This is a genomic window from Microbispora sp. NPDC046933 (assembly GCF_040644635.1).
Lineage (GTDB): Bacteria > Actinomycetota > Actinomycetes > Streptosporangiales > Streptosporangiaceae > Microbispora.
Map to the genome: position 1 here is coordinate 226,512 of NZ_JBEYWW010000003.1, position 23,312 is coordinate 249,823.

Consider the following 23,312-nt stretch of genomic DNA (forward strand, 5'->3'; position numbering starts at 1 on the left):
TCCTTGACGATCTTTGGATGATTCACTGTAGGCACGCACTCACCCGAAATTCAGGCGGTCAGGTAACGATCCAGGGTCAGCGAGCTGCGGCGAGGCCGTCGAGCAATTCCCTCACCTTGCTGACGTTCGGGTGCCCCGAGCCATACCGGCGTTCCAGATCCGGCAGCAGGTCCCGCAACGTGCGGCCCGCCCGGGTGCGGTCGCCGGCTCCCAGCTCCAGCAGCCCGATGCGACGCCGCAGTTCCAGAATCCGGTCCTCGTCGACCCCGAACCGCTCCTCGTCCGCCAGCAGCCGCCGCATCTGGTCGAGCGCGAGCGCGGTCTCGCCCAGCGCGGCGTGACAGTTGGCCTCCATCAGGCGGAACCGAAGGACGAGGTGGTCGTCCTCACCCCTGCGGGAAGCCAGGTCGGCGGCCAGCTTCTGGAATTCGGACGCCGCGCGCCGGTAGTCCCCGCCGAGGAACAGCACGTCGGCCAACTCGATCCGCAGTTCCAGCGCCTCGTCGTCCGCCGTCCCCATGGACCGGACGGCCTCTGCCAGCAGTTCCGCCGCCTGCTTGAAGCGGGACTCGGCCTTGAGCGCGCCGGCGTCCTTCCGTACGCGCCGGACGTCCTCGCCACGAAGGGCAGGCGATGCGGGTCTGGGCGTCTCCACCACCGGTCCTTTCGAGCCCGTCGCGGCCACCCGCCCGACGACGGCCGCGTACATCCGCACCGGGTGCGCGGCGGCGCCATCCACGAAGCCCGGCAGGGGCGGCAGGTCGGGGCAGAACGGCACGAGCCGCTCATAGACCAGGGTGGCATCGGACGGACGGTCATCGGGCCTCTTGGCGAGCAGCCAGAGGATCAGCCGTTCGATGCCCTCGGGGACGTCCGGCCGCAGCTCGCGCACCGGGCGCGGCGGCTCGTCCACATGCTTGCGCATGCAGGCGAGCGGGGTCCCACCGGCGAACTGGTTCTCCCCGGTCAGCAGTTCGTGGAGGATCACGCCGAGCGAGTAGAGGTCGGTCTGCGGGCTCGTAGTGCCGCTCATCGTCTGCTCTGGCGCCATGTACTCCGCCGTGCCGATGATGACACCGGTCGCGGTCAGCTTGGTCGCCGACGGGGACAACGCGGCGGCCACCCCGAAGTCGAGCACCTTGACCGTCCCGTCGGGGCAGAGCATGAGGTTGGCGGGCTTGAGGTCACGGTGCACCAGCGAGTTGGCGTGAGCGACGGCCAGGACCGAGCACACCTGGGCGGCGACCGCCGCGGCCCAGCCCACCGGCAGTTCCTCCACCTCGGCGATCAGGTCGGTCAGCGGGACGCCCTTGATGAGCTGCATGACGAGGTAGAGGTCGTCGCCGTCGGTTCCGCAGTCGTAGACCGCGGGCACCCCGGGATGCTCCAGCCGCGCGGTGATACGAGACTCACGGACGAAGCGCTTGGTCAGCTCGTCGTCGGGCTTCCCGTCGGGTTGGCGGTCCACCCGGATGAACTTGATCGCGATCGGCCGGTCGAGCCGCTTGTCGTAGCCGAACCAGACCTCCCCCATCCCGCCCTTACGGCGCGAGTTCGGGTCGAGTTCGTACCGGCCACCGATGATCTTTCCCTGTGCCACCACACCCTCGTCTCACGCAACAATCTCACGAACTTCGCCTCCTACCGGAGACGCCGCAGCACGCCACGGCCGCGCGGGCGGGCCACGTGCTGGGCGGCCCGCTGTGGTGCCGTGCCGCCGCGGACCAGCAGCCCGGCCTCGATGTTCCTCGTGACCCCCGACTGGGTCAGGTTCGCGCTCGACACCAGCAGCACCCGCTGATCGGCCACGGCGAGCTTGGCATGCATCTTCGCCCCCTGCTCCGCGCGTTCGCCCACCGGCCAGTGCCACACCTGAACGCCCTCGACGGCGCTGAACGCGTGCGCGGGCTCCGGGCCGTTCAGCGCCGAACCCGCGCCCTGCAGCGTCTCGACCACCACCATCACCGTCACACCGCGCCCGACCGCCCCGCTCAGGGCCTTGAGCAGCGGCTCGTACGCCGCGGCCGAATACGTCATGAGGACCAGTTCGTACGACGCCTCATCCACCAGGTCGACCAGCACCTGTGCCGTGGAGCGGACCGGCACGGCATGCGTGGCCGGCCCGGTCCACACCGACTCCACCGTGGTCGTGGCCCGGTGCCGCTCATATCCGGCCGCCACTCCACGCAGATAGACGGCGGCCTCCCCCGCGGACATCCGTACGGACACCAGGGCGGCCAGCACCCGGCGGGCTGCGTCGGGAAAGTCCGGCAGCGGCACCGCGTCCACGATACCGGCCACCGGACCGCCCTCGGCGATCCGGTCGGCTAGGGTCCGCAGATGCATGGGCCCGATGCGCTCCACCGCGTCGGCCGCCGCCTTCTCGAACGCGTCCGTCACGGTGACTCGGGATAGACGGCCAGGGCCGGGTCGTCGATCGGCACCACGAACCTGCGGTCGAGGAACCGGTTGCCGCGCTCGCACGTGGTCTCGGAGACGAACAGGCACACGTGGCAGGCGGCGCCGTGCAGGAAGTCCTCCGGCGAGCGCGGCAGCCGTTCGGAGCACAGCGGGTCGGACGAGCAGCTCATCGCCCCGATGAGCGCACGGCGAGTCAGCCGGACCAGCTCGTCGGGCTGGGCCAGCGACACCAGGCCGCCGAGCGTGCCCTCGGCGTCCGGCACGGCCGTGTAAATGAGGATCCCGGAGCGCTTGTCATCCTCCGTGGTCCCCGCGTAGATCCGCTCGGCGAGGCTGGCGGAGTTGTAGCCGCATTCGAGCGCGATCGTACGGATCAGCAGGTGCGACAGCGTGTGCAAGACGTAGTAGCGCGGGAGGGGCCAGTAGTCGTACCTGGTCGACTCGTCGAACGGCTGGCCGGTCCGGGCCGAGTAGCGATACTCGCGGAAGCGGCCGTACGCCTCCTTGTGCAGCCGCAGGGCCTCGGACTTCTCCACCTGCATCTCCCACCGGGACAGCAGGTCCTCGGGCAGCCGCAGGAAGATGCCCTCACCCCTCACCTCGCTCGCCGGCACCCAGGTCGGCCTGGAACGGGAGAGCGGCACCCGCTTGACCAGCGTCGGGTCCTCGGGGTCGGGAGCGTCGAGCCGGGTAAAGCCGATCATGGCCCGCACCTCGCGCAGCCGCTCGACCTGGACGACGTCGGAGTAAAAGCCCTTGAGCAGCGGCGGAACGGGCCCGTCCTGGTCCCGGTGGGCGGTGAAGTCGTCACTGGGCGGCGGCAGCACAGGGCTGGAGAAGATCTCCCACTCCGGGGTCAGCAGGTCGGGGTAGCTCTCTGGGCCCTGGTCCTGCCCTGCCGTCTGCTCCCCCCGGCGCCGTTCGATGGCCGCCCAGACCTCCTCGTCCGTCCATTTCTCGAACTCGAACGAGAACGGCGGAACCGTTCGCATGAATGGGAGCATCTGTGGGCCGGGAAGGTTTTCCAGATTTGCCCAGAACTTCGCCACCTGCGCGTCGAGCTCGCTCCCTCCCGCCTTCGGCACCGCGAGGGCCGACAGCGTCTGCGCGAACCACTGGTTCGACGCGCCGACGACGAGCACGTACGGCTGCTCCTGACAGGGCGAGAACGTGCCGAGGTGGGGGTGGCGGCCTCGGCACTGCGGCAACTGGTCCCGGCCGCGCTTGCCCATCGCCTGGCGGATGTTGCGCTCCGCGCGGCAGCGCTGGCAGACGATGCGCACGTTCGCCCCGATGTTGCCGCCGCGGTCCTCCATCTGCAGGTTCGGCTTGGCCGCCTTCTCGCACGGCTGGCCCTCGTGGACGAACTCCAGATAGGGGAAGTCGTCCAGGTGCCCGTCGGTGCAGGCCAGCACGAATCGAGCGCCGACCACGAGGCGCTTCTTGTTGCCCTTGCCGCACTCGTGGAAGAACCGCGCCTCGTGCGGCTTGCTCGGCTTGTCGTTCTCGAAGCCGAACGCCCGGGAATCGACGCGCGCCAGCAGGTTGCACGCGGTGCAGCGCATCCACCCAGGGAAGGGCACGACCGGCACACCGGTCCTGGCCGCCTCACCGTTGGGGTTCGTGTCGGTGCCCGGCATCCAGGGTGCGGGGCGCAGTTCACGCACCGTCTTGCTGAGCAGCGACTGCACGGCCGACAGGAGCCGGGGCTCGGTGATGAGCGCGGGGTTGTTCTCCGGGTCCTCGGGGGCCCTGTAATGCCAGTCGTCGAGGCCCTTCACCAGCACCGAGAAGTTCGGCAGGTCGACGAGCGAGCCGACCCCCGAGGTGAACATCAGATGGCTGGGCCGCACCGCGCCGACCCGGCGCCGATAGGTAGAGTACGCGGCCATCTACTTGCCCTTTCCGTCCAGGGTGGTCACGCCCATCTCGTCGCCCACCGGCTCGTCGTCGGCCTCCCCGGCACCGCCGGGGAAGCCCCATTCCGGTGCGCCCACCGGCGCGAGGAAGATCTCGTCGTTCCCCGGCAGGAGCAGGTTGATCTCGTTTTCCGTCTCCCGCATCGAGTTGCCGACCGTACGGGCGTCCCAACGGCCGTTGCCCGCCCGAGACAGCAGGCCGTCGACGATCTCCTTCGCGTGGCCCTTCTTCCGCTCGTAGCCGAGCCGGGCCGAGCCCTGCTTCGCCGCATTCCACAGGTCGGTGAGCGTCTTCAGCCGCTCGTCCAGGGCCTGCCTGCCGCGCGGGCTGCCCGCGACCTCGGCCCTGGTGAGGAAGCGTTCGACGAAGCGGGTCACGACATCGCCGTTGAGATCCACGTCCTCCGCGTCGCGGTTGCGCGAGTGCGCCTCCTCGGCGTTGCGCACGGCCGCGACGAACGCGGCGGTCGTGCCGCGGTCCAGAGCCCGTGCCGTGTACGGCGTGACCGACAAGGCCTCCACCTGGCGGTAGAACGTGGCGTGGTAGTGCTCGAAGTCCTCATAATGTGCGAGGTCACGCGGGCGGGACCAGTTGTAGAGCGTGATCACCAGCCCAGGGCGCGCGGCGTCACGGCCGACCCGCGAGGACGCCTGGATGTACTCGGCCGTGTTCTTCGGCTGGCCGGTATCCGTCCGCGAGCGGCGTCAGCCCGGCGTCGAGTTCCTCGGGCGAAGCGTCCGCGAGGGCGTCCATCGACAGCTCCACGCCGGCGAGGGGCGTGCCCTCCCCCACCGGGGCGACCGTCGCGGGCACGTCGTGGTACGGCAGCCAGGTGGTGCACAGCTTCGTCGCCCGCCGCTCGCCTGGGGACACTGTCGCGTGTACGGCGACGTTGCGGCCGACGGCATACCTGCGCTCGTTCCGGTAGAGCAGTCGCAGGTGCTTGTCCTCCAGATCCTCCTGGCCGTTGTCCTCCCGGCCGCCGTCGAGAGGGTCATCGATCGGGAGGAAGACGTCCGCGGGCCCGTCCGGCGGAGCGGTGGCGGCGAGTTCGGGCTGGAACAACCACGCCGTGTCGGCGCTCGTGTCCGGCTCGATCTGCTGGTTGACCAGCGTCAGCTCGACGACCCGCCGGTGGTCGGGACGGGGCCGTACGGCCACCGCGAGCAGGACGCCCGGCTCGTCGGCACGTTCCATCGTGAGGGGGATCTTCTGGGTGGGCTCGTCGAGCCGGATCGTCATGCGGTGCTCGACCGGCCTGCGTCCCCAGATGCGTTCGGTCCGCGGCTTGCCGTTGGCGCCCTCGATCTGGGTCTCGGCCTTGACGTACTGGCCCCAGCGGGCGATCACCGCAAGAGCGTCGAGGTTGGCGGGCACCGCGAACGACATGCCCATGGAAGACGCCCACAGACGGCCGAGGTTCTGCGGGGTCAGCACGTCGGGCAACTCGCCCTCGGCCCCGTCACCCTCCGCGCCGATCTCGATGTCCGGCAGCTCGTCGGCGTCTTCGGCGACCCGCTTCGGCGACGGCTTGGGACCAAGCATGCCGACCAGGTAGCGCTCGCGCGGGCCCATCGACCGCGGCGGCAGCTCCTCGAAGTCGCCGTCGTACGGCCCGAGCAGGTCGCGCTCGACCAACTGCTGGAAGGCATCCCTGACATCGAATGATGTGACCGGCGGGAAGTCCTGCGGTACGTCGAGCGGATGCCGCCCCTCTTCTGTGGGCTTCGCCGCCTCCGCCTCGTCTCCCGTGCCGAACAGGTCGCCCTGGTCGGCTCCCGCAGCGAACAGCTTCTCCTGCCGATCGAACACGTGGGGGGTGTCCTTCCCTCGCCTGATCTTTGACGCAACGTTAGTTGCTCTTGATAAGCATCTGAATGACGCGTGGCCGGATCGTAAGGTTGCGCTCAACCGCCGGCTGAGACTCCTGCTATCCAGAGGGAGACAACGATCCTCAGCACGGGACACACCCTCGGCGTCCTTGTGATTACTCCATGTAACCTCCTGGCCATGACGACGATCGATCGCGGAACGCTCCTGGAGTTGGTCCGCAACCGTCCCCTGCTCGCAGCGGAGCTCCTCGGGGACGCCCTGGCCGCAGGCGACGAAGATCCGACCGACCGGGGAGCATTCCTGCGGCGGTTGCCCCGTCTGGAACTCACGAGCACGGACGAGCCCGCTCTCGCCGCCCGCTACCGGGAGATCGTGGCGGACGCGCGCAGGGCGCGTGCGCACCAGACGGAAGCCGTGTTCGAGGGGTTGATCGCGTTCCTGCGTGCTCGCATCGCCGAGGGTCTGGACCAGGCACACAGGGCCGTGGACGCCGGGGAGCCCGACTCGCACAAAGCGGAGCGGGACCTGAGCGCCAAGCGGGACCGCGTGAATTTCCTGGAGTCCGTGCTCATCGACGAGCTCTACCTCGCGATCGAGGAGCACGCCCAGGCGGAGCACCTGCTGAAGCTGGAAGCATCGGCGTACGACTGGCACGACGACTACCAGGACGCCTGGCAGCCCTGAGCGACGAGCCCACCCATTCCGACGCGTCGGCGCTGGTGTCCCGCCTTCTCAGCGGTACGGCGGTGTTTTACGCTTCGGCTCTGCGAGTCGTTCGGCAGCCGGAGGGGGCCCGCGATCACCGGCAGCCGGCAGGCCATGAGCGACTCCTGAGCAAGCCTGCTGGGACTACAGGACCCAGCACGGACGTACGGGCGAACGGGGGAGGCGATGGCAGAGCCGTCATCTCCGGGGACGGGGCCGCTGTCACCGGATTTCAGCGGCATCGACCCGGTCCGCATGCGCGAGTTCATCGACTCCCTCACGCGCGGCCACGACGTCATCCGACAGGAAACGGACGCCATCCGGCGGATTTTGGCCTCTGTGAACGTCTCGGCTGCCGGCCTGAATCCGGTCGGAGAGGTCCTGGCCTGGCTTGAGACCGAGCTGCCGAAACTGCGGCGGCGCCAGGCCACGATCCTCGCGTCCGAGAACACACCGGGGTGGCTGCCCGGCATGGGCTCCGGACTGGTGCCGTTGGACGAAGGCGCCATACTCACCACGTCCGAGGCCCAGCGCCAGGGCAAGGCGCTGGCCGAGCGATTCGCCGACACAACCGCGAGCGACTACGGCTTCCCCGTTGGGAAGACGAACGACGACGACTTCGCCCGTCTGGTCGCCGAGCTGAACGCGCATCGGGGAGACGGTGACTTCACCGCCGCCTTCTTCGCCGGGCTGGGAGCCGCCGGCACGCTCGATCTTCCCGAGAAGCTCCGAACCGGGATGGACAACCCGGAGAAGGCGATCGACGTGGTGAGCCGGGCGTTCGGAACGGCGGTCCGAGAGGGAGCCGGCGTGCCCGGGTTCGCCGAGGTGAGGTACGAACTCGTGACCGGGAAGGCTCCCCCGTCTCACTGGTCGCCATTGCTGCAGTCCGCCACCGGTCCGCAGCCGCCCACACATGCCGGGTTCGCCGAGCTTCGCAACGATCAGGCGGCCGTGCCGGCGAACGGTGAGCGGCGACTGGGCGACCTACTGCGAGCCGGCGAGTTCCCTGCCGAATGGCTCGCCGCGGTCGTGAGCATGCACGCCATCGGCAAGAAGAGCACGGTCAACGGGACGGATTTGGCGGGCTTCCTCAACGCCCTGGGCAACAACCCCAAGGCCGCCAGGACTGCGATCGCCACTGCGACCAAGGAGTACGGCTCGTTGCCGAAGGCGTTGACCGACCTGAACAAAAGAGCCGAGGTTCGGGGGTCGGCGTTCGTCCAAGCCGATGTGCAGAAGAGGGAGGAGTCCCGGGCGGACGCCTTCGGCCGCATGCTCGCCGCCGCGTCGGGAGCGTACGACGAGAAGGACGGCGCACATTCGGCCGAGGCCGCCCAGATGGCGTTCCAGCTCATGCGTGAGCTGCCCAAGCTCGACATCCAGGACCCGACCCGCGTCCACCTGGCCGAGATCGCCGGGGCGTACGCGACGGAGATCACCGAAGGTGCCAACCTCGGCGACGCGAACCGCACCCAGCCCAGCGCGTTCGGGCCGGTCAAGACCATCATCCCCGGCCTGAAGCCCGCCTTCCGGCTGAGCCCGAAGGACACATACGCCTTCATCAAGACGTTCGCGGACTCCCCCGAGCACATCAAGCCTTTCGAAGAGGGCATGGGCAACCTCACTGACCGCATCGTCACTGCCGCTGCGCGGAAAGACGATGGCACCGGGCGCATCGACAACCTGGAACGAGCGATGCAGGCGCTCGGCTATGTCTCCGGTATGCAGTTCATGGCGGAGCGCAAGAGCCAGGCCGCGCTCGATGCGGAAGACCAGCAGCGGATCAAGAACGAGCTGTTCCTCGCCGGCTTGGCCCTCGGCGTGGGTGGGATTGAGATTCCCCATTCGGGCCAGATCCTTTGGCTGGCAATCTCCACCTTCACGCCGATGGGCCTGGAACCGATGCTCACTCCCGACAAGACCCGGGTAGGCGCACTGGAAGAGAGGGACCGTTCCGCTTCGTTGGCTCGGGAAAGTTGGCTAGCGACCACGTTGATTTCGAACGGTTTCAAAGCCGAGGTCCCTCCTACCGACCCCCGATTCTCCCATCCGCCGATCACCGCAAGCGACGGCAAGCTCCTGCCCTTCAGCGAAATAGCGAAGAACAAGGAAGCCCTACAGAACTTCGACAACTGGCTCATCGCCAACGGCTCCGGCGGAACTGATAGAACGAAGGTCGGCGCGGCCCAGCACTGGGCGAAAAGTGCGTTCAACGGGGCGAGGCAGGACGTGGAACTACGCGGACCCGCCCAACTCGAGTGACCTTAGGTGATTAACGTGACGGCAGACATTCCGTCTCACCCCGCACCACCATCTTGCCCTTAGAGGGGGAATAAAGAGTAATCCGGGTGTGATATTGAGCGTTCACCGCCTCCCGCTGAGTCAGGTCGTCGCTAGCGCTTACCAATTTATACTTCCCCGCGTATTGCAAGGCACCGATAAGTGCGGTAGCGATAATGTCCGGATCGGAGGGCCACAGAGAATCCGCCTTCACGGCATAAGTACGCTTGTACCTACCTCCTCCGCAGGAAATATCTTTCCCACCAGGGTCGGTCACCTTTACATTTTTGGCTAGGGCGTTCTTGATGGTCACATCGACGTGGCTCTGGAGGGTCGGTTCGACTTGGGCGGCCGTGGGGAGCTTGGGGGCGGGTTCGGTGCAGGCGGACAGCGCGAGGCCGGCGAGCAGGGAAATGGAGATGATGCCCCTCAGGCGAAGCGCCATGTAATCCTCCAGACAACCCGGTCCACGCGTCCCACTCCATGATGTCAACCGACCGGCCCATCGTACGTTCGGATCACCGAAATACATAGGTTTCCTCTCGTGATTAACCTGCGATTATTCCTGTGCCGAATTGAGCGGCGCAGGGCCCGCCTGCCGTCACGGGGGCGTCCGGCAGGCGGGCGGCTCAACTGGCGGGGCAGCGATGGGCGGCGTCGCGGTTCGGGGAGCAGCAGACGACGGCGCAGGTGACGAACCGGCCGCCGCGCAGCCAGATGCCCCACTGCACGTCCAGCCCGGCGGCCAGGGCCTCGCCCGCGTTCTCCAGGCGCAGGCCGAGCCCGATGCGCGCCTCGTCGTCCGGCCGCAGGAACTGCGGCTCGGCCGCGCGGTAGCGCTCGGTCAGCCATCCCAACGCCTCCCCCACGGTCCCCGGCGAGGAGTCGATGCGGGTGCGGGGCTTGAGCAGCCAGTCGCACGTACGCATCGGCGGCAGCGGGGAGGCCAGGAAGGGCCCGGGGTCGCCGGACGGCGGGGGCGGGCGACGTTCGGCCTCGTTGCGCCGGTCGTCGCCGACTCCCGTCCAGGAGTAGCAGTGCAGGTGCATGAGGCCTCTCGGACGTGGTCGTTACAGTGGGGTGCGGTCCCTGCCTGCTATCACCGGGCAGGGGCCGCACCCGGCCTCGACGAGGCGGCTACAGAAGGGCGGTCATTCCGGCCGCGCGAAGCTCGTCGCCGGTGAAGCGGAGCGTCCCGGCGTTGGGGTTCTTGCTGTCTCGCAGGGCGAAAGCGTCCGCTGCCCCCGGGATCGGGGCGATCTCGACGCAGGTCTCCTGCTCCTCCTCCTGCTGATTGCCGCCACACAGCCGGCGGAAGCGCGCCCCGGCCAGGTCGCGCTCGTACAGATCGGTCATCTCGTCCTCTTCCTTGTCGATCCGTCCCCGCCCTTGTGGGCGGGTCCTGTGAGATGGGCGGCCTGCCGCGAAACCCCCTCAGGCGTACGGCAGGCCGCCCGGACCCCGCCGATCCCGGTTTCCGTGATCGGCGGGGGGCTTCATCGGGCCTGGCCGGCCAGCAGGCGGCGCCACCACTCGTACGCCTCCTCGCGCCGCCACCGGCGGGCCGTCCAGGACACCGGGGGCACGTCGCGACGGGCGAGGCTGCGGCGGCAGAACTGGTAGACGCCGCCGCAGCGGACCATTTCGTAGGAGGTCATCTGGCAGGCGCAGGTGTGGGCGACGACCCGGCCGCGGCCGAGGCTCTCCTCGATCCACCACAGCTTCGTACGGCCGGGACGCGGCACGGCCGGGTGCGGCGACACGCCCGGACAGTCCTCGTCGTCGTCCTCTTGTTCGGCGGCGACATCCAGCACCGCGGCGGACGCGGTCACCCGAACGCCCCTTCTGCGATCCCCTCCTGCGCCGCGATCGCCTGGCACAGCTCCACCAGGTCGTCGGCGTCGACCGTCCGGTGCGCGCCCGCCTCCTCCACCGCAGAGGGGAACGGCCGCTCACGCGTCGCCCACAACCGCCCGGCGTCACTCCGCATGATCCGCCACCCGGCGAACACCGGACGGGCGGCGGCAACAGCCCTACTCTGTGTCATGGGTCAGGACCACCATCCTGATCAAGGACCCGTCGGCGATGTAGGGCACCGTCGGCGGGTCCGCTTCATGCAGGCAGTGGCTCTGGCGCTTTTACCTGCATGACCGGCTTGGACGATCCCAACCCTGATACGGAGAGTAGACAGCAAGTGACACAGCGTGTGTCGCGATACCGCTGGGACGCGCCGAGCCAATCCGTAACAGGAGGGCGTTTGCCATGCGCGATGCACAACGCGTCGAAGGCAATGTCTCTCATGTCGACCCAAAGCCTGGCACGTCAACTCGGCGATACGCCGCTTCGACGTTCGGCACGTCCACCTCAGCGCCGTCCGTTTCTGGCCCAGCACACATGAGACAGCTGGACTGACTACCTCACGGCTAGCATGGGTGACGAATTTACGACTCGGTGACGCGAACCTCGCCGTCGTGCGTAAACCACGCGCGCTTGCCCCCCAGCGCGTTCTTCACCATCCATGCAAGCCGTTCCCGGCCCCCGACAGTGCAGTCGAATGGATCAGTGAGCTCCTCTCCGACAGTTGCGGAAATGGAACGCACCTCTGCCGCGGGGCGGCCGCTCACCGTCAAGACGACCGGCGGATCGAACCGGCGCGTCACGCGGTGCAGGGGCGTCGGCGGCTCCGCCATGGGGTGGAGCTCGCTGTCTTGGAGGAGATCCATCACACTCACCCGACGGCCGCCCGGCTCCTCGATCTCAAGAGCTCGGTTCAGCACCGGCCCGCTCAGGGCGTCAGAGAGCAACACGGAGACATCCATGCCGATGTCCCTAATCACCGGAACACGGCCCGTCATCGAGATATGGATCTCCATCACTCGGCCGCTGACGTCCTTGTCGGATGGAGTTCGCATCTCCAAAATAATCAGACCATAGGTATCGGCGATCTTCCGAGCACCCAGCTGAAACCCGGTGAGATGGACGATGACACCAGTGGTGGGAATCGAGTCATAGCCGACCTCCTCGACCACGCCCTTGAACGCGAGCGCGTCATTCTGCTCTAGGGAGCGACTCTTGCGGCGGCATTCAAAGATGACCCGATGCGCATGACCGGACTGGACCGTAAATTCCCACAGGACGTCGATCTGGTGTGCCGAGGCACGGCCCGGCAGAACAACATTGTGCTCCAGCCGGGTCGTGGTCACCGGCGAACGCTCCGCGATTCGCCTGACAAGAAGCCGCGTCAGCTTCTCATACTCCGTCGAGGTCATCGAGCTGGTGCCGCCAACCATAAGTACTGCCTCGCAAGCCGCTTAGTGTCGGTGATAAGCAGCAATCTACCTCCCCTCGACCGGCGCTCGGCCTGGCGCCTCACTGATGTCTCCCCAATGTCGAGGGCTACCAGCCAGAGGCGAATAGCGCAGCATGGAACACCGCCTTCACCAGTCGGCACGACCTCCGAAAGATCATCAATAGAGTCAGAGGATGGCGAATGATCTTTTCGGCGAGAGCGGGCCGCACCATACGAGGTCAGAAACTCCGTGAGGGCGAGGATTGTCTCTATCGATCGTCAAGGCAGTTCAGGGCTCGTTCCCAGGGGAAGAGGTGCAGGTAGCGACTACCAGTGCCCGGTTCGTGCAGCGGGTAGACGTCGGGGCCGAAGAGCACGTCGACTCCCCAGGACCGGAGCTTCTCGATGTGCTCCTGGAACGCGGGGTGAGCGGCATGCGCGCGGTTCGTGAAGGGCACCGCGACGATCGGAAGCCGCTTGCCGACGGCCTCGACCAGGATGCCGAGCGCGAGCGTGTCGCACACCGCCAGCGCCCATTTGCTGATGGTGTTCACCGTGGCCGGCGCCACGATGATCGCATCAGGAGAGGGAAGCACATCCGGCTCCCCCGGGTTCTTGTACTCGCTGCGCATCGGATGCCCAGTCAATCGCTCCAGCCCGTCGACATCGATGAACCGCCGCCCCATCGGGGTCGTCAGGAGGCATACCTCCCAACCCCTCCCCTGGGCCGCGACGATCAACTTGCTCACTTCGCGTGCCGGAGGAGCACCGCAGGCAATCACGTAGAGCACGCCCTGGCTCATGCCCGCACTCCAGCGCGAGCGGCGAGCCGTACAAGGTCCGAGGGTGCCGGTCCTCGGGTACGGTGCAGAAGGTCGGCAATTACAGTTTGAGCGAGGGGACGGCAACGCACTTCGCGAGAGGCAATACGCTCAGCCTCTAACAGCGTGCGTACAGCGTCCTCCCGGCGACCCCACTGGCTGTATCCGCGCGCCACGTCCACGAGGAACGCGGCACGGCGTTCACGGCGCATCCGCGCGAGCGCCTCTGCATCGGCCGCCGTCGCCGCCTCGACGGCCAGGCCGCCCTCACCGAGTACGACCAGTGCGCCGACTTCGTGAGCCGTGACGTTGGCCGGGCCGAATGAGAGCCAGAAATGGTTGCTGCCCGTTTCGACAAACCGTGCCGCCTCCCGCGCCTCGCCGATCAGGTGGCGCACCACGGCGTGCCTGCCAAGCGATGCGGCGGCCATTGCTCCCTGTAGCAGCACGTGGCCATACATGGCGCGCTGCTCCTCGCCATCCGGGTCCACGCTGAGGCGATTCGCCAAGCCCGTGAGCATGTCCAATGCCGGCTCCGCTCGCCCCATGGACAGCAGCGCGTTGGCGATCCGGAATCCGGCGGCGGCCAGCAGCGGCAGGTCCCCGATTTGCCGGGCCGCCGCCATGCTTCTGTCTCCCGCGAGCCACGACAGTGAGTGCTCTCCGAGCTTTCGCAGGGTGCTGGCGGTGATCTGGTAGACCTCGGCGAGGACTCTGGCCGTCTCCTCCGTCCCGAGGGCGGCATGAGTGCTCTGCGCGTTCTGCAGCGTCTCCGGGAGTACCTGACTCATAACGTCGTAGTCCGCCACCTCGAAGGCGCTCCACGCGTAGGCGACCTGACGGTGAAGGCGTACAAGATCGCCCAGCCCCGCATCGAGGGGATAACGCTCCAGCGCGTCCCGAATGCGCTCAACCTGCGCATCGTCGATGCATAGGGTTCCGCTTCGGGCGGGTTCCTCTCCGACAAGGGTCTGGAGGTCGACGTTCAGCGCCTCACAGAGCGAGTCCAGGATGGATAGCCGGTCAGCGCTTCGAACCCCGGATTCCACTTTGCGCAGCCAACTGACCGAGCGGCCCAAACGGTCGGCGAGGATCTGCTGTGTCAGACCGCGTCGACGTCGCCAGTACGCGACCCTCTGGCCCAACTCCCGATCGTTCATCCCACCGCCTCAATCATCCGCGCCCGAATGCCTTCAGGATCGCCGAACTCAAGGTTCCGCGACAGCCCACCTGGCTGACAACGGCATCAGCGCGATCGGGCCATATGATCACGCTGGTCGCACGTAGGTTGGTACATGAGGAGCCGGAGAGGTGACACGTGCTGTGTCACCTTGAGAGCGCTATTCCAAGAACACCAGACCGAGGGGCCACTGGACAGCGAGGACGTTCCGTTCGGACAGAAATTCACACCTGTTCGCTGCCTACGCAGCCGGGGCAGGGCGTCCAGCCGTCGGCTCGCGCTACCGCTTCGGGCATCCGCAGGACGTTATGCAGCCGATTGCCCTGGCTCTCACTGCCGAGGCGGCCTGCTAGCCACATGGGGCATTCGTCGCTGGCGTGGTAACGATCGCTGCCCCTAGTCGTGATCACCTGGGCAAGGTCTGGCATGCCTCGCTCCTCTCCGGAGTGGCCGGTGTGTAGGGAGAAGTCTCCCTACACACCGACGCTGCTGGTCAGGGCTACCGCTCTGGGCTCAGCGGACAGGCTGAAGCGCATCGGCTGTCACTCGAACTATGAGCGCTCCCGACGCGAGCCGCTACCGCTTCAGAACAGGCCGGGAGGTGCGGCCTCGGGGTTCTTGGGGGTACGAGCGGGCTTGGCTGGCTTGGGCTTGGCGGACTTCTTCTTGTCGTGGAGGCCCTTGGCGACCTCTTCGGCGTAGCGGGCGTGGTTGAGTTCGAGCAGGAGGTCCACGAACTCGCGCTGCGCGTAGGGGCCGACCGTGTACCGGGTCTCCCGGCCGCCCACCGCATGGAAGCCATGATCGAGCTTGTCGAGCATACTGTTCCAGCCGTAGGCCCGGCAGACCGCCGCATCGATATCCCGGTGGGTGCGGCGCAGCTCGACGATGTCCTCGTCCTGGCACGCGGGGTCGTTGACCAGGTTGTAGGTCGCGGTCAGGCCGGCCTGCCGGGCGAGCATCAACTCCCGCCGGTACGTGTCGAGCCGATCACCAAGCTCCCGCATCTCCTGCGTCAGCCCAGGTAACGGGAGCGTCTCGAATACATCAGTAGGCGTGTATCGGAGATCTCCTTTCATAGAGGACCCTCGGGAGATGGCCCACCAGTAATGGGGCGCACTCGATAGAAGTGCCAGCACTGCGGTGTCATCCGTCGCGAATACGACGATCATCTCACTGAAAACCTGCCCAGTCGACACCATCACAGGCATGGCAGTTCTGCTTACTCTGGCGATAACGGCGACTCGATCAAGGCCAGCTATGGCAGCTTGCAGATTTGGTCGCATGGCCAAGAATTGCCACCAGCGCTCCCGAGCCGATTTGCTGTACTTGTTGCGATCACGCTCCGGCTTCACGAGCCGCAGCACCTGATTATAGGGCTCTATATAAGAACGAGCCCTACCTTCCGACCAATCCTGAAAATGAATTATCCAACGACTAGGCGAGCAGTCAGGACTGGAGTTCAAATTCTCTCCAGTGAGATATGGAAATAATACCTCCTTATTTCTAGCGTCCCTACTTATCAATGCGCTCGCAGCGGCTGGCTCCATTGTGAATCCGAGACCAAGGACATTGGCCCCCTGAAACGCTATCCCTGAACTCGCCGCGAGCCGGTGAGGGTTCCCAATTGCCCGGGACTCTGGGTCGAGGGATGCCGTAATCCCCCGCACCACCTTCCCGTCCCAAATACATTGAGCCATGTCACTCATGCGCGCACGACTCATCCAAACTGCGCAGTACTCGAGGACCGCACTCTTCGAAGGCCACGGGCGACTTTTCACCGCCTGTCGAATAGTCGACCCACCAGTCAGGAGCTGATCGAGCCCTACTTTACGACTGTCGCCTTGCGCTATAGTGTTGGTAGCGATAATTCCCAGCTGCCCCCCTTTATGAAGTAGGCTGTGAGCCCGCAAGAGAAAATAGGCAGCAAGATCTCCCGTGCCCCGGTTACCGCGAACCCCCTGCCCCAGAAACTCTACGAGATAATCGCGATAATGTTCGCCCAGCGCCGTCTTCAACTTCAACCCGCCCAAGAAGGGCGGGTTGCCGATTATCGCGTCGAAGCCGGGCTCAGCCGAGGTCGCCTTGCTGTTCTCAGCATTCGCTATCGGCTGAATATCGAAGACCTCGGCAAAGGCTAGGGGCCAGTGCATCGGCACTCGAGTTGAGCCGCTTATTTCATTCTCAGCCCGCAACCATGCCTTCCTCATCTCCTCAACCCGCAATGGCGCTTCCGGCTCGCCCTTCCCGGCCCCATTGGCAAGCTGGGCTGCTTGCAGCGAAGCTCGGTCAAAACCGCGCGTCTTTTCTGGCTGGTTCGGGACTGATGTCTCATTCAGTCCTTCCTGCTCATTGGCATACATTAGCGACGCCCCCACCAGCAGGTCGGCGAACAGCCGATGCTGCCGGGTCTCGCTGTCGATCTCGAACAGGATGCTGCGCTTCTTGTTCAGCGCGTCGATCCCGTTCTCCTTCACGGAGATGTCGACGAGACGTCGTCGCTTGTCAGCGGTGCCGCGCACCATGCGCTGCACGTCCTTGGTGAAGTCGAGCGCCGAGTCCTTGAACAGCTTGCGCCCGCGCGACGGCACGAGGTGCATGTATTCCAGCTGCTCCAGCGACGTGATGCCGAGCAGCGCGTCGCCGACCACGAGACGGTCGTCCACGAAGGTGAACGGCCGGGTAGCGTCCATCGACACCAGCCACAGCGACAGCTTGGCCATCTCGACGGCCATGGGGTTGATGTCCACGCCATACAGGCAGTGCTCGATGACCTGCCGCCGGGCCTCGATGACGACGGGGTCGGCGTCGGCGTCGACGGTACGGTCCTCGGCGGTCTCCAGGTATGCCGCGGCCTCCTCGCGGCCCTCCTGCGACCACGCCTCGACCAGCCGGTCCCCCAGGTAGCGCGCGGCGGCCACCAGGAAGGCCGCCGAGCCCATGGCGATGTCGGCGATCTTCAGGCCGCGGTGGCCGTCGCCGCCGACGATCTCGGCCGAGCTGCGCAGCTTCCACTGGGAGCGGTCGGCCGTCTGCAGCGGTCCCGGCGAGTAGACCAGCGGCTCCAAAGCGTTCTTGACCACGTCCTCGGCCAGGAACTTCGGCGTGTAGTGGGTGCCGGTGTTCTTGCGCAGCGCCGACTCGGTGACGTACAACGCGCCGGGCAGGATGACCACGGGCAGGCCGCGCAGGTCGTCGCGCAGCAGCCCGGCGTACGGCAGCAGCCGCCTGGCCAGGTTGGCGTCGCCGCCGGTGACGGCGAGCAACCTGCGGGTGGTCTCCAACGAGCCGGCCTCGTCGAGCGGCGCGAGCCGCTTGCGCAGCGCGGCCGGGCTGCCGATGCCCGAGTCCTTGTACTTCTCCGCCAGACTCTCGGCCAGGTCACCGGAAGCGTTCCGGGCCAAGGCCTCCAGGTCGTAGAGCTCGACCTCCTCCTCGCGGCCGGGCTTGCCGACCAGGCCGACGACCACGTCGGCCGCGCGGAAGCCGTCGAACGACAGCAGGCCCTCGTACACATAGCCGATCTGCTCGACGTCGAGCATGCGGAAGCTGAGCCTGCGGCGCTCGCGGTTCCTGCCGCTGCCGACCTCGACGTACTGCACGGCGCGCAGCATGTGCATGACCGTGCGGTCGTCAATCGTGAGCGGCATCCAGGCGTACGCGTCGGGGTCGAACAGCGACCCGTCGTGGGCGTGCATGGTCAGGCGCGGGTGCTCGACTCCGCTGTGCACGGCGCGGAACAACGCGAGCAGGCGGTGCCAGGCGGCGTGGCTGTTTTCCAGCTCCTCCTCGCTGCCCTCGATCGCGCGCTGCTCCAGCTCGGCGCACAGGCGCCCGGCCGAGTACGCCGTGGCGTACACCTTGTTGTCGGACGGCAGCAGGCCGCGTTCCTCGGCGAACAGCAGGAAGACGACGCGCATCATGACCGAGACCGCGCCGCGGTAGACCTCGTGCGCGGTGACGTCGTCGGGCACGCCGGCCCGGCCGATGGCGGCGACGAGCAGCTCGACGGCCTGGCGCACCTGGACGCCGAGCGCCTCGGTGATGTCCTCCTGGCTGTCGAGGCTGGCCTTGAGCAGCGCGGGCAACCGCTGGGAGTCGGGGAACGAGAAGAACCGGTCGAAGCCCAGCAGCGAGACGAACGCGCGCAGCACGTCGCGCTCGGCCGCCTCGGGCCACGGGATGGCGTCGAACGTCGCCGTGGTCGTCACGCCGCCGCGCGGCGCCCAGACCAGCGTCCACCAGCGGCCGTCGGTGACGAGGCCGAGCTCCACGCCGTGGTGGCGGCACAACTGCGCCATGCGGTCGGCGGGGGTGGCGGGCCCACTTGGCGTGCTTCATGCGGGCCGTGGGGTGCCCGCTGGTGATCATGCCGAGCAGCCGTACGGTGTCGGGCTTGGGCTGGTGGCCCGGCACGGCCAGCGCGAACGCCGGCGTGATGGTGGTGTCGTGCTCGGGCACGTCGACGGCCAGGTGGTCGAGCCCGCCGATGTGGACGGCCTCGTCCCAGCGCAGCAGGCCGCGCAGGACGTGCGCAATCCAGGCGCGGCTGTCGCCGCCCTGCTGCCAGGCGGTGTGGGCGAGGCGGAGCCTGTCGCGCTGCTGCTTGTCGATCGCGTCGAGGGCGGGCCAGGTGGCGCGCAGCACCGGGAGGCTGAGGAACGGCCCGCTCACCTCGACCAGCGCGAGCCACCCCTGGTGGTCGACGTCCCTGGTGAAGGTGCTCCTGAACCTGCTCATCGGACTGCCTCCCGCCTCGGCACGACGAAGACTACGGCCACCGGGAACCGGTGCGCCCGGGGGTCGCGGTAGCGCGCCGCGATCTCCTCCAGCTCCCGGTCACGCTCCCGGCCGAGCCCGGCCAGGCGTTCCTCCCAGGATCTGCGGTCTCTGCGGTATTGGTCGCGCTCCTCCTTGGACACCGCCTCGTGGCGGCTGAACAACGCGTCGCCCTCCTGGTCACCTTCGGCGAGCTTGGCCCGCAAGGTGGCCTCGAACCGCTCCAGGTTGGCCTTGACGCGGGCCTGCTCGGCCTCCATCCGCTGGGCGAGCTTGCGTTCGAGCTGGTCCCGCTTCTGATCCTTGCCGTTGATCCGCCAGTCAATCGACTGCAGAAGCGGATCACTGATCTTCGGCCACAGCCCGGCCAGGCGGTGCCGTACGGGGGCGGAGGCGGGGGTTCCCTGCGACAGGGCGCGGTCGAGGATGCCGCCGAGCACCGTCAGGTTCTCCAGCCGGCGGAACCGGCCGGTGTCCGAAGGCACCCAGCCGCCCGCGTACAGGACCTCCTCGTGCAGCCGCACGCCGTCCCCGCCGACCAGCACGAACCGGGAGAACGCCCCGGCCAGGGTGGTCTCCAAGGCGGGGTCGTCGCTGACGACGGCGGTGACGCGATGCAGGCCGATCTCGGCGTTGGAGACGGCGGCGCGCAGAAGCCGGGTGGACATGGCGACGAGCGGATGGCCCAGGTGAGCGAGCACGACGTCGTCACGCACCCGGCCCTCGGGATCGAAGGTGGCCTCGGGGTCGAACGTCACCGGCCGCTGTCGCGGCGTCTCGTCCTTGCGCGTCGTCTTGGCCAGCAACCCAGCCCCCGCGCGTTCCCAAGAACCGGTCAGCGGCGGCACACCGTACAGCCCCTCGGTGAGGTGCTTCTCGTCGAGATGCGGTGTGAGCGGCTGCTGCCGGGCCAGCGACAGGGCGGTGTCGACGACCCGCTTGACGTTCGCCGGGGTGATGCCCAGCTCGGCCACGGTCTCGTCCAGGTTGGCGCGGAGCTTGCGCACCTGGTCACGAACGTTCGTTTCGGCCGGGACGGCGCTCGCCGGGTCACCGGCCTGCTCGACGTCGTAGTCGGCGATGTCACCGAGCATGCGCCGCTGCACGGCCCGCGCGAGCACGGCGTTGACCGAGCCGAGGTCCTCCTCCATCTGGGCGACCTTGTTGGCCACCCGGGACAGGAACTCCAGGTCGGCCTCGTACGAGTCGACGGCCGTGTCCCAGCCGGTGCCCACGAAGTGGCGGATGTCGGGCGTGCGCTTCTGGCCCCAGCGGTCGACGCGGCCGATGCGCTGCTCCAGCTTGTTGGGGTTGAACGGGATGTCGTAGTTCACCAGCCGGTGGCAGTGGTTCTGCAGGTCGATGCCCTCGCTGGCGGCGTCGGTGGCGACCAGGATGCGTACGGGATGCTCGCTCGGGTCCTTCTGGAACGCCACCCGGAGCTGCTCACGCTCCTCGGCGGACATGCCGCCGTGCAGCACGGCGAGGTGCTCGTCGCCGAGGTCCTCCTGCCGCAGCAGGTCGACCAGCCACTTCTGGGTGTCGCGATATTCGGTGAAGACCACGACCCGCTCGTTCGACCAGTGCTGGTCGGGGCGGCAGACGGACCGCAGGTAGTCGATCAGCTCGCGCGCCTTGGTATCGGGCGAGGACTCGTAGTCGCGGGCCCAGGCGCGCATGCGCGTGAGCAGCTCGATCTCCTCGTCGCCGGCGACGCCCTGCAGCGGCGCGGCCAGGGAGAGCGCGTCGTCCTCGGCCTCGGCGAGTGGCTCGTCGTCGAGGGTGGCGGTCTCCTCCCAGAAGTCGTCCATCCACTCCTCGCCGTCAGCGTCGTCGTCCTGCCAGGCCTGCTGCTGGACCTGGACGGGTTCCCGTACGCCGTCGAGGTAGACGTCGAGGGTGTGGGCGAAGGCGGCGGGGCTGGAGAACAGGCGCTTCTTGAGCAGCAGCGTCACGAGGTCGGCGGCCTTGCGGCCCTTGACGTTCTTGTTGAGCCGGGCGCGGCGCACCTGCGCGAACCGCTTGAGCAGGTCGTGCACCTCGCGCTCGCCCGGCGGGTAGACGACCGGGATCGCGCTCGCCTCCCGCTCGACGAACCGCTTGGTGCCGTCGGCGTTGACGATGTGACGCTTGAGCCGCCGGATCACCGTCTCCTTGACCGCGGCCTGGTCGGGGTCGACGCCGCGGGCGAACCGCTGGTCGTCGAGGATCTCCAGCAGCGCGGTGAACGACGCCTGGTAGCCGTTGTGCGGCGTCGCCGACAGGAACAGCCGGTGGGTGAAATGCGGGGCCAGGCGGCGGATGAGCTTGGTCTGCTGGGAGTCGACGGCGTACACCTGCTTGGGCGCGGCGGGCGCCACGTGGTGGGCCTCGTCGAGGATGAGCAGGTCGAAGCGGCGCTCCATCACACCAGGGTCGAGCACCTCGTCGAGCAGCCGCTGCGCCTTCTGTCCGCGCAGCCAGGGCAGGCTCACGATGCTCAGCGGATAGACCGTGAACGGGTTGGCCGCGCTGCCGTGCGTACGGCGGACCTGGGCGCAGCGCTCGGTGTCGATGATCGTGAAGTCGAGGCCGAACTTCTCGGCCATCTCGTCCCTCCACTTGAGCGTGAGGCCCGCCGGGCACACGATCATCACGGTCCGTGCGCGGTGACGCAGCAGCAGCTCCTGGGCGACGAGCCCGGCCTCGATGGTCTTGCCGAGGCCCACGTCGTCGGCGAGCAGCAGGTTGACGCGGGGCGCGTCGAGGGCGCGGGAGACCGGTTCGAGCTGGTAGTCCTCGATGGCCACCCCGGAGCGGTACGGCGCCTGCAGGGTCTTGACGTCGGCGCTGGTGACAGCCGACCAGCGAATGGCGTCGAGGAACGCGGCGAGCCGCTCGGGCGAGTCGAACCCGTCAGGGGTCACGTCGGGCAGCGAGCCGCTGGGCAGCACGCGGCGGCCGGGCTCGATCTCCCAGACGACCTCCAGCGTGTCGCCGTACCGGCCGTCCTCGACACTCTGCAGGGTCACCAGCGTGCTGCTCTCGCCGGGCTCGACCTCCCCGACCACCCATCGCTGCCCGCGCACCGCGACCAGCTCGCCGATGGCCGGTCTTTCCGACGTCGCGCTCGTCACCCGTTCACCCCTCGCCGACGACCCTTGCCAGCTTGCGCCGTGCTCCGCTACACCAAGACACCGTAATGCGGCTCCTGCATCATGGCCTGAAGGATCGGTCCAAAGCCGACTGCGGGAAGATCCCCGTCCGGAAGCACGCGCCGCAATCTACGCCAGATCATCAATACCTGTCTATATCAGGATAGGGTTGTGTCTCGAATTCACAGGTGATCTACTCGTGACCCTAAACGCGCGCTACGCATGGCAGCCCCCTACGCCGGCCGATGGGAGTCACATGGCGGATCGCCGGGAGGCGAAGCTCGTCACTGTGGTGCAGAAGGCGCTCGCCTCCGGTCCCGTGCCACGCGATGCGCTGCTGCAGGCGGTGCAGCAGGCGGGCCTGCGGCGCATCGATTTCGGCCTGCTCTGGGAGACCTGCGTCACCCATGGGATCGCCGACCTTGACGGCGATCCCATGGGTGCCCCGGGGCCGGGCCACACCGGTCGTCGATAAACCCCAGCGGCAGGAGACCCCCGGGCAGAACCTCTTCGAGGAACATGCGGTAGCGGTCGTGCGTCGCCTGGCGGAGGCGGCCGGTCTCCCCGCCGTCGAGCCCGTCCCGCCCACGGGCCCCGTCCCTTCCGGCTGGGCGGAGGTGGCCGCGGGGGCGGCCCGTGCGCTCCGCGACGAATTGAAGACCGTGACGAACCGCCGGACGCAGAGCGACGTGCCTTTGTCCGGGGGCGACGAGGCGGGTGCGGCGGGCCGCCGCACGCTGATGCGGTTCGAGGCCCAGGGCGAGCTCGGCGTGGCCGAGGGAAGCCCGGCCACTCTGATCGTCAAGGAGCTCGCCATAGAGGTCGAGGTGGTCTCGGTCTTCGGCAACGTCGTCACCTCTCGTTGCCTCCGGGAGCTCCTACGGCGCGGGAGGCGACCCTGCGGCTGGACCTGTCGTGGCTGCTGACGACCCAGAGCAAGCGGCTGG

19 protein-coding genes are annotated in these 23,312 nt (G+C 67.7%); 4 read left to right on the forward strand and 15 right to left on the reverse strand.

Annotated features, from left to right (window positions below; translation table 11 throughout):
- Positions 1-76 precede the first annotated feature (76 nt).
- The 5 genes from ABZ857_RS05660 to ABZ857_RS05680 are packed head-to-tail and all read right to left on the reverse strand — an operon-like array spanning position 77 to position 6,153.
- The gene (locus ABZ857_RS05660; RefSeq protein ID WP_357038009.1) at positions 77-1,600 is read right to left on the reverse strand and encodes a serine/threonine-protein kinase; all 1,524 of its coding nucleotides are present in this window, start codon (positions 1,598-1,600) and stop codon (positions 77-79) included.
- A 41-nt stretch (positions 1,601-1,641) separates the two neighbouring features.
- Complete coding sequence (drmC, locus tag ABZ857_RS05665) at positions 1,642-2,400, reverse strand: DISARM system phospholipase D-like protein DrmC (RefSeq protein ID WP_357038012.1); 759 nt, start codon at positions 2,398-2,400, stop codon at positions 1,642-1,644.
- Positions 2,397-4,313: a DUF1998 domain-containing protein gene (locus ABZ857_RS05670; RefSeq protein WP_357038015.1), complete on the reverse strand. Its 1,917-nt coding sequence runs from the start codon at positions 4,311-4,313 to the stop codon at positions 2,397-2,399. The genes drmC and ABZ857_RS05670 overlap by 4 nt, the downstream gene beginning before the upstream one ends.
- Positions 4,314-4,949 (reverse strand): hypothetical protein, encoded by a 636-nt coding sequence (locus ABZ857_RS05675; RefSeq protein WP_357038018.1) that lies wholly within the window; start codon positions 4,947-4,949, stop codon positions 4,314-4,316.
- Between the two features lie 19 nt (positions 4,950-4,968).
- On the reverse strand, positions 4,969-6,153 hold the full coding sequence (locus ABZ857_RS05680) for a hypothetical protein (protein WP_357038021.1): 1,185 nt from the start codon (positions 6,151-6,153) through the stop codon (positions 4,969-4,971).
- Positions 6,154-6,351: 198 nt separating this feature from the next.
- On the opposite strand from ABZ857_RS05680, the gene ABZ857_RS05685 reads away from it, so the two are divergent.
- Positions 6,352-6,858 carry a hypothetical protein gene (locus ABZ857_RS05685; RefSeq protein ID WP_357038024.1) on the forward strand — a complete coding sequence of 169 codons (507 nt, stop codon included), beginning with the start codon at positions 6,352-6,354 and terminating at the stop codon, positions 6,856-6,858.
- A 207-nt stretch (positions 6,859-7,065) separates the two neighbouring features.
- Positions 7,066-9,144: a DUF6571 family protein gene (locus ABZ857_RS05690; protein ID WP_357038027.1), complete on the forward strand. Its 2,079-nt coding sequence runs from the start codon at positions 7,066-7,068 to the stop codon at positions 9,142-9,144.
- A 10-nt stretch (positions 9,145-9,154) separates the two neighbouring features.
- On the opposite strand, the gene ABZ857_RS05695 is transcribed toward ABZ857_RS05690, so the two are convergent.
- From ABZ857_RS05695 to drmD, 10 genes are all read right to left on the reverse strand, one after another.
- The gene (locus ABZ857_RS05695) at positions 9,155-9,607 is read right to left on the reverse strand and encodes a hypothetical protein (RefSeq protein WP_357038029.1); all 453 of its coding nucleotides are present in this window, start codon (positions 9,605-9,607) and stop codon (positions 9,155-9,157) included.
- A 184-nt stretch (positions 9,608-9,791) separates the two neighbouring features.
- The gene (locus ABZ857_RS05700; RefSeq protein ID WP_357038032.1) at positions 9,792-10,211 is read right to left on the reverse strand and encodes a hypothetical protein; all 420 of its coding nucleotides are present in this window, start codon (positions 10,209-10,211) and stop codon (positions 9,792-9,794) included.
- Positions 10,212-10,299: 88 nt separating this feature from the next.
- The gene (locus tag ABZ857_RS05705) at positions 10,300-10,518 is read right to left on the reverse strand and encodes a DUF397 domain-containing protein (RefSeq protein WP_142647631.1); all 219 of its coding nucleotides are present in this window, start codon (positions 10,516-10,518) and stop codon (positions 10,300-10,302) included.
- Between the two features lie 140 nt (positions 10,519-10,658).
- A complete protein-coding gene (locus ABZ857_RS05710; protein ID WP_357038035.1) occupies positions 10,659-10,994 on the reverse strand; it encodes a hypothetical protein in 336 nt (111 codons plus the stop codon).
- A complete protein-coding gene (locus ABZ857_RS05715; RefSeq protein ID WP_357038038.1) occupies positions 10,991-11,209 on the reverse strand; it encodes a hypothetical protein in 219 nt (72 codons plus the stop codon). The genes ABZ857_RS05710 and ABZ857_RS05715 overlap by 4 nt, the downstream gene beginning before the upstream one ends.
- Positions 11,210-11,603: 394 nt before the next feature.
- Positions 11,604-12,452 carry a hypothetical protein gene (locus ABZ857_RS05720; RefSeq protein WP_357038041.1) on the reverse strand — a complete coding sequence of 283 codons (849 nt, stop codon included), beginning with the start codon at positions 12,450-12,452 and terminating at the stop codon, positions 11,604-11,606.
- 268 nt (positions 12,453-12,720) lie between these two features.
- Complete coding sequence (locus tag ABZ857_RS05725; RefSeq protein ID WP_357038044.1) at positions 12,721-13,254, reverse strand: flavoprotein; 534 nt, start codon at positions 13,252-13,254, stop codon at positions 12,721-12,723.
- Positions 13,251-14,432 carry a helix-turn-helix transcriptional regulator gene (locus ABZ857_RS05730; protein WP_357038047.1) on the reverse strand — a complete coding sequence of 394 codons (1,182 nt, stop codon included), beginning with the start codon at positions 14,430-14,432 and terminating at the stop codon, positions 13,251-13,253. The genes ABZ857_RS05725 and ABZ857_RS05730 overlap by 4 nt, the downstream gene beginning before the upstream one ends.
- A gap of 604 nt (positions 14,433-15,036) precedes the next feature.
- Entirely contained in the window at positions 15,037-18,753 is a 3,717-nt protein-coding gene (locus ABZ857_RS05735) for a type IIL restriction-modification enzyme MmeI (RefSeq protein ID WP_357038050.1), read from the reverse strand.
- A gap of 435 nt (positions 18,754-19,188) precedes the next feature.
- Positions 19,189-22,347, reverse strand: coding sequence for a DISARM system SNF2-like helicase DrmD (gene drmD, locus ABZ857_RS05740; protein ID WP_357038053.1), 3,159 nt, complete (start codon positions 22,345-22,347; stop codon positions 19,189-19,191).
- A gap of 274 nt (positions 22,348-22,621) precedes the next feature.
- On the opposite strand from drmD, the gene ABZ857_RS05745 reads away from it, so the two are divergent.
- Entirely contained in the window at positions 22,622-22,840 is a 219-nt protein-coding gene (locus ABZ857_RS05745; RefSeq protein WP_357038056.1) for a hypothetical protein, read from the forward strand.
- 58 nt (positions 22,841-22,898) lie between these two features.
- Entirely contained in the window at positions 22,899-23,291 is a 393-nt protein-coding gene (locus ABZ857_RS05750) for a hypothetical protein (protein ID WP_357038059.1), read from the forward strand.
- Positions 23,292-23,312: the final 21 nt, after the last annotated feature.

Excerpts from the sequence above, each read along its gene's own strand:
- ABZ857_RS05670 (WP_357038015.1), bottom strand. The coding sequence starts at position 4,313 with ATGGCCGCGTACTCTACCTATCGGCGCCGGGTCGGCGCGGTGCGGCCC.
- ABZ857_RS05685 (WP_357038024.1), top strand. The coding sequence starts at position 6,352 with ATGACGACGATCGATCGCGGAACGCTCCTGGAGTTGGTCCGCAACCGT.
- ABZ857_RS05690 (WP_357038027.1), top strand. The coding sequence starts at position 7,066 with ATGGCAGAGCCGTCATCTCCGGGGACGGGGCCGCTGTCACCGGATTTC.
- ABZ857_RS05695 (WP_357038029.1), bottom strand. The coding sequence starts at position 9,607 with ATGGCGCTTCGCCTGAGGGGCATCATCTCCATTTCCCTGCTCGCCGGC.
- ABZ857_RS05700 (WP_357038032.1), bottom strand. The coding sequence starts at position 10,211 with ATGCACCTGCACTGCTACTCCTGGACGGGAGTCGGCGACGACCGGCGC.
- ABZ857_RS05705 (WP_142647631.1), bottom strand. The coding sequence starts at position 10,518 with ATGACCGATCTGTACGAGCGCGACCTGGCCGGGGCGCGCTTCCGCCGG.
- ABZ857_RS05715 (WP_357038038.1), bottom strand. The coding sequence starts at position 11,209 with ATGACACAGAGTAGGGCTGTTGCCGCCGCCCGTCCGGTGTTCGCCGGG.
- ABZ857_RS05720 (WP_357038041.1), bottom strand. The coding sequence starts at position 12,452 with ATGGTTGGCGGCACCAGCTCGATGACCTCGACGGAGTATGAGAAGCTG.
- ABZ857_RS05725 (WP_357038044.1), bottom strand. The coding sequence starts at position 13,254 with ATGAGCCAGGGCGTGCTCTACGTGATTGCCTGCGGTGCTCCTCCGGCA.
- ABZ857_RS05730 (WP_357038047.1), bottom strand. The coding sequence starts at position 14,432 with ATGAACGATCGGGAGTTGGGCCAGAGGGTCGCGTACTGGCGACGTCGA.
- ABZ857_RS05735 (WP_357038050.1), bottom strand. The coding sequence starts at position 18,753 with ATGGCGCAGTTGTGCCGCCACCACGGCGTGGAGCTCGGCCTCGTCACC.
- ABZ857_RS05745 (WP_357038056.1), top strand. The coding sequence starts at position 22,622 with ATGGCGGATCGCCGGGAGGCGAAGCTCGTCACTGTGGTGCAGAAGGCG.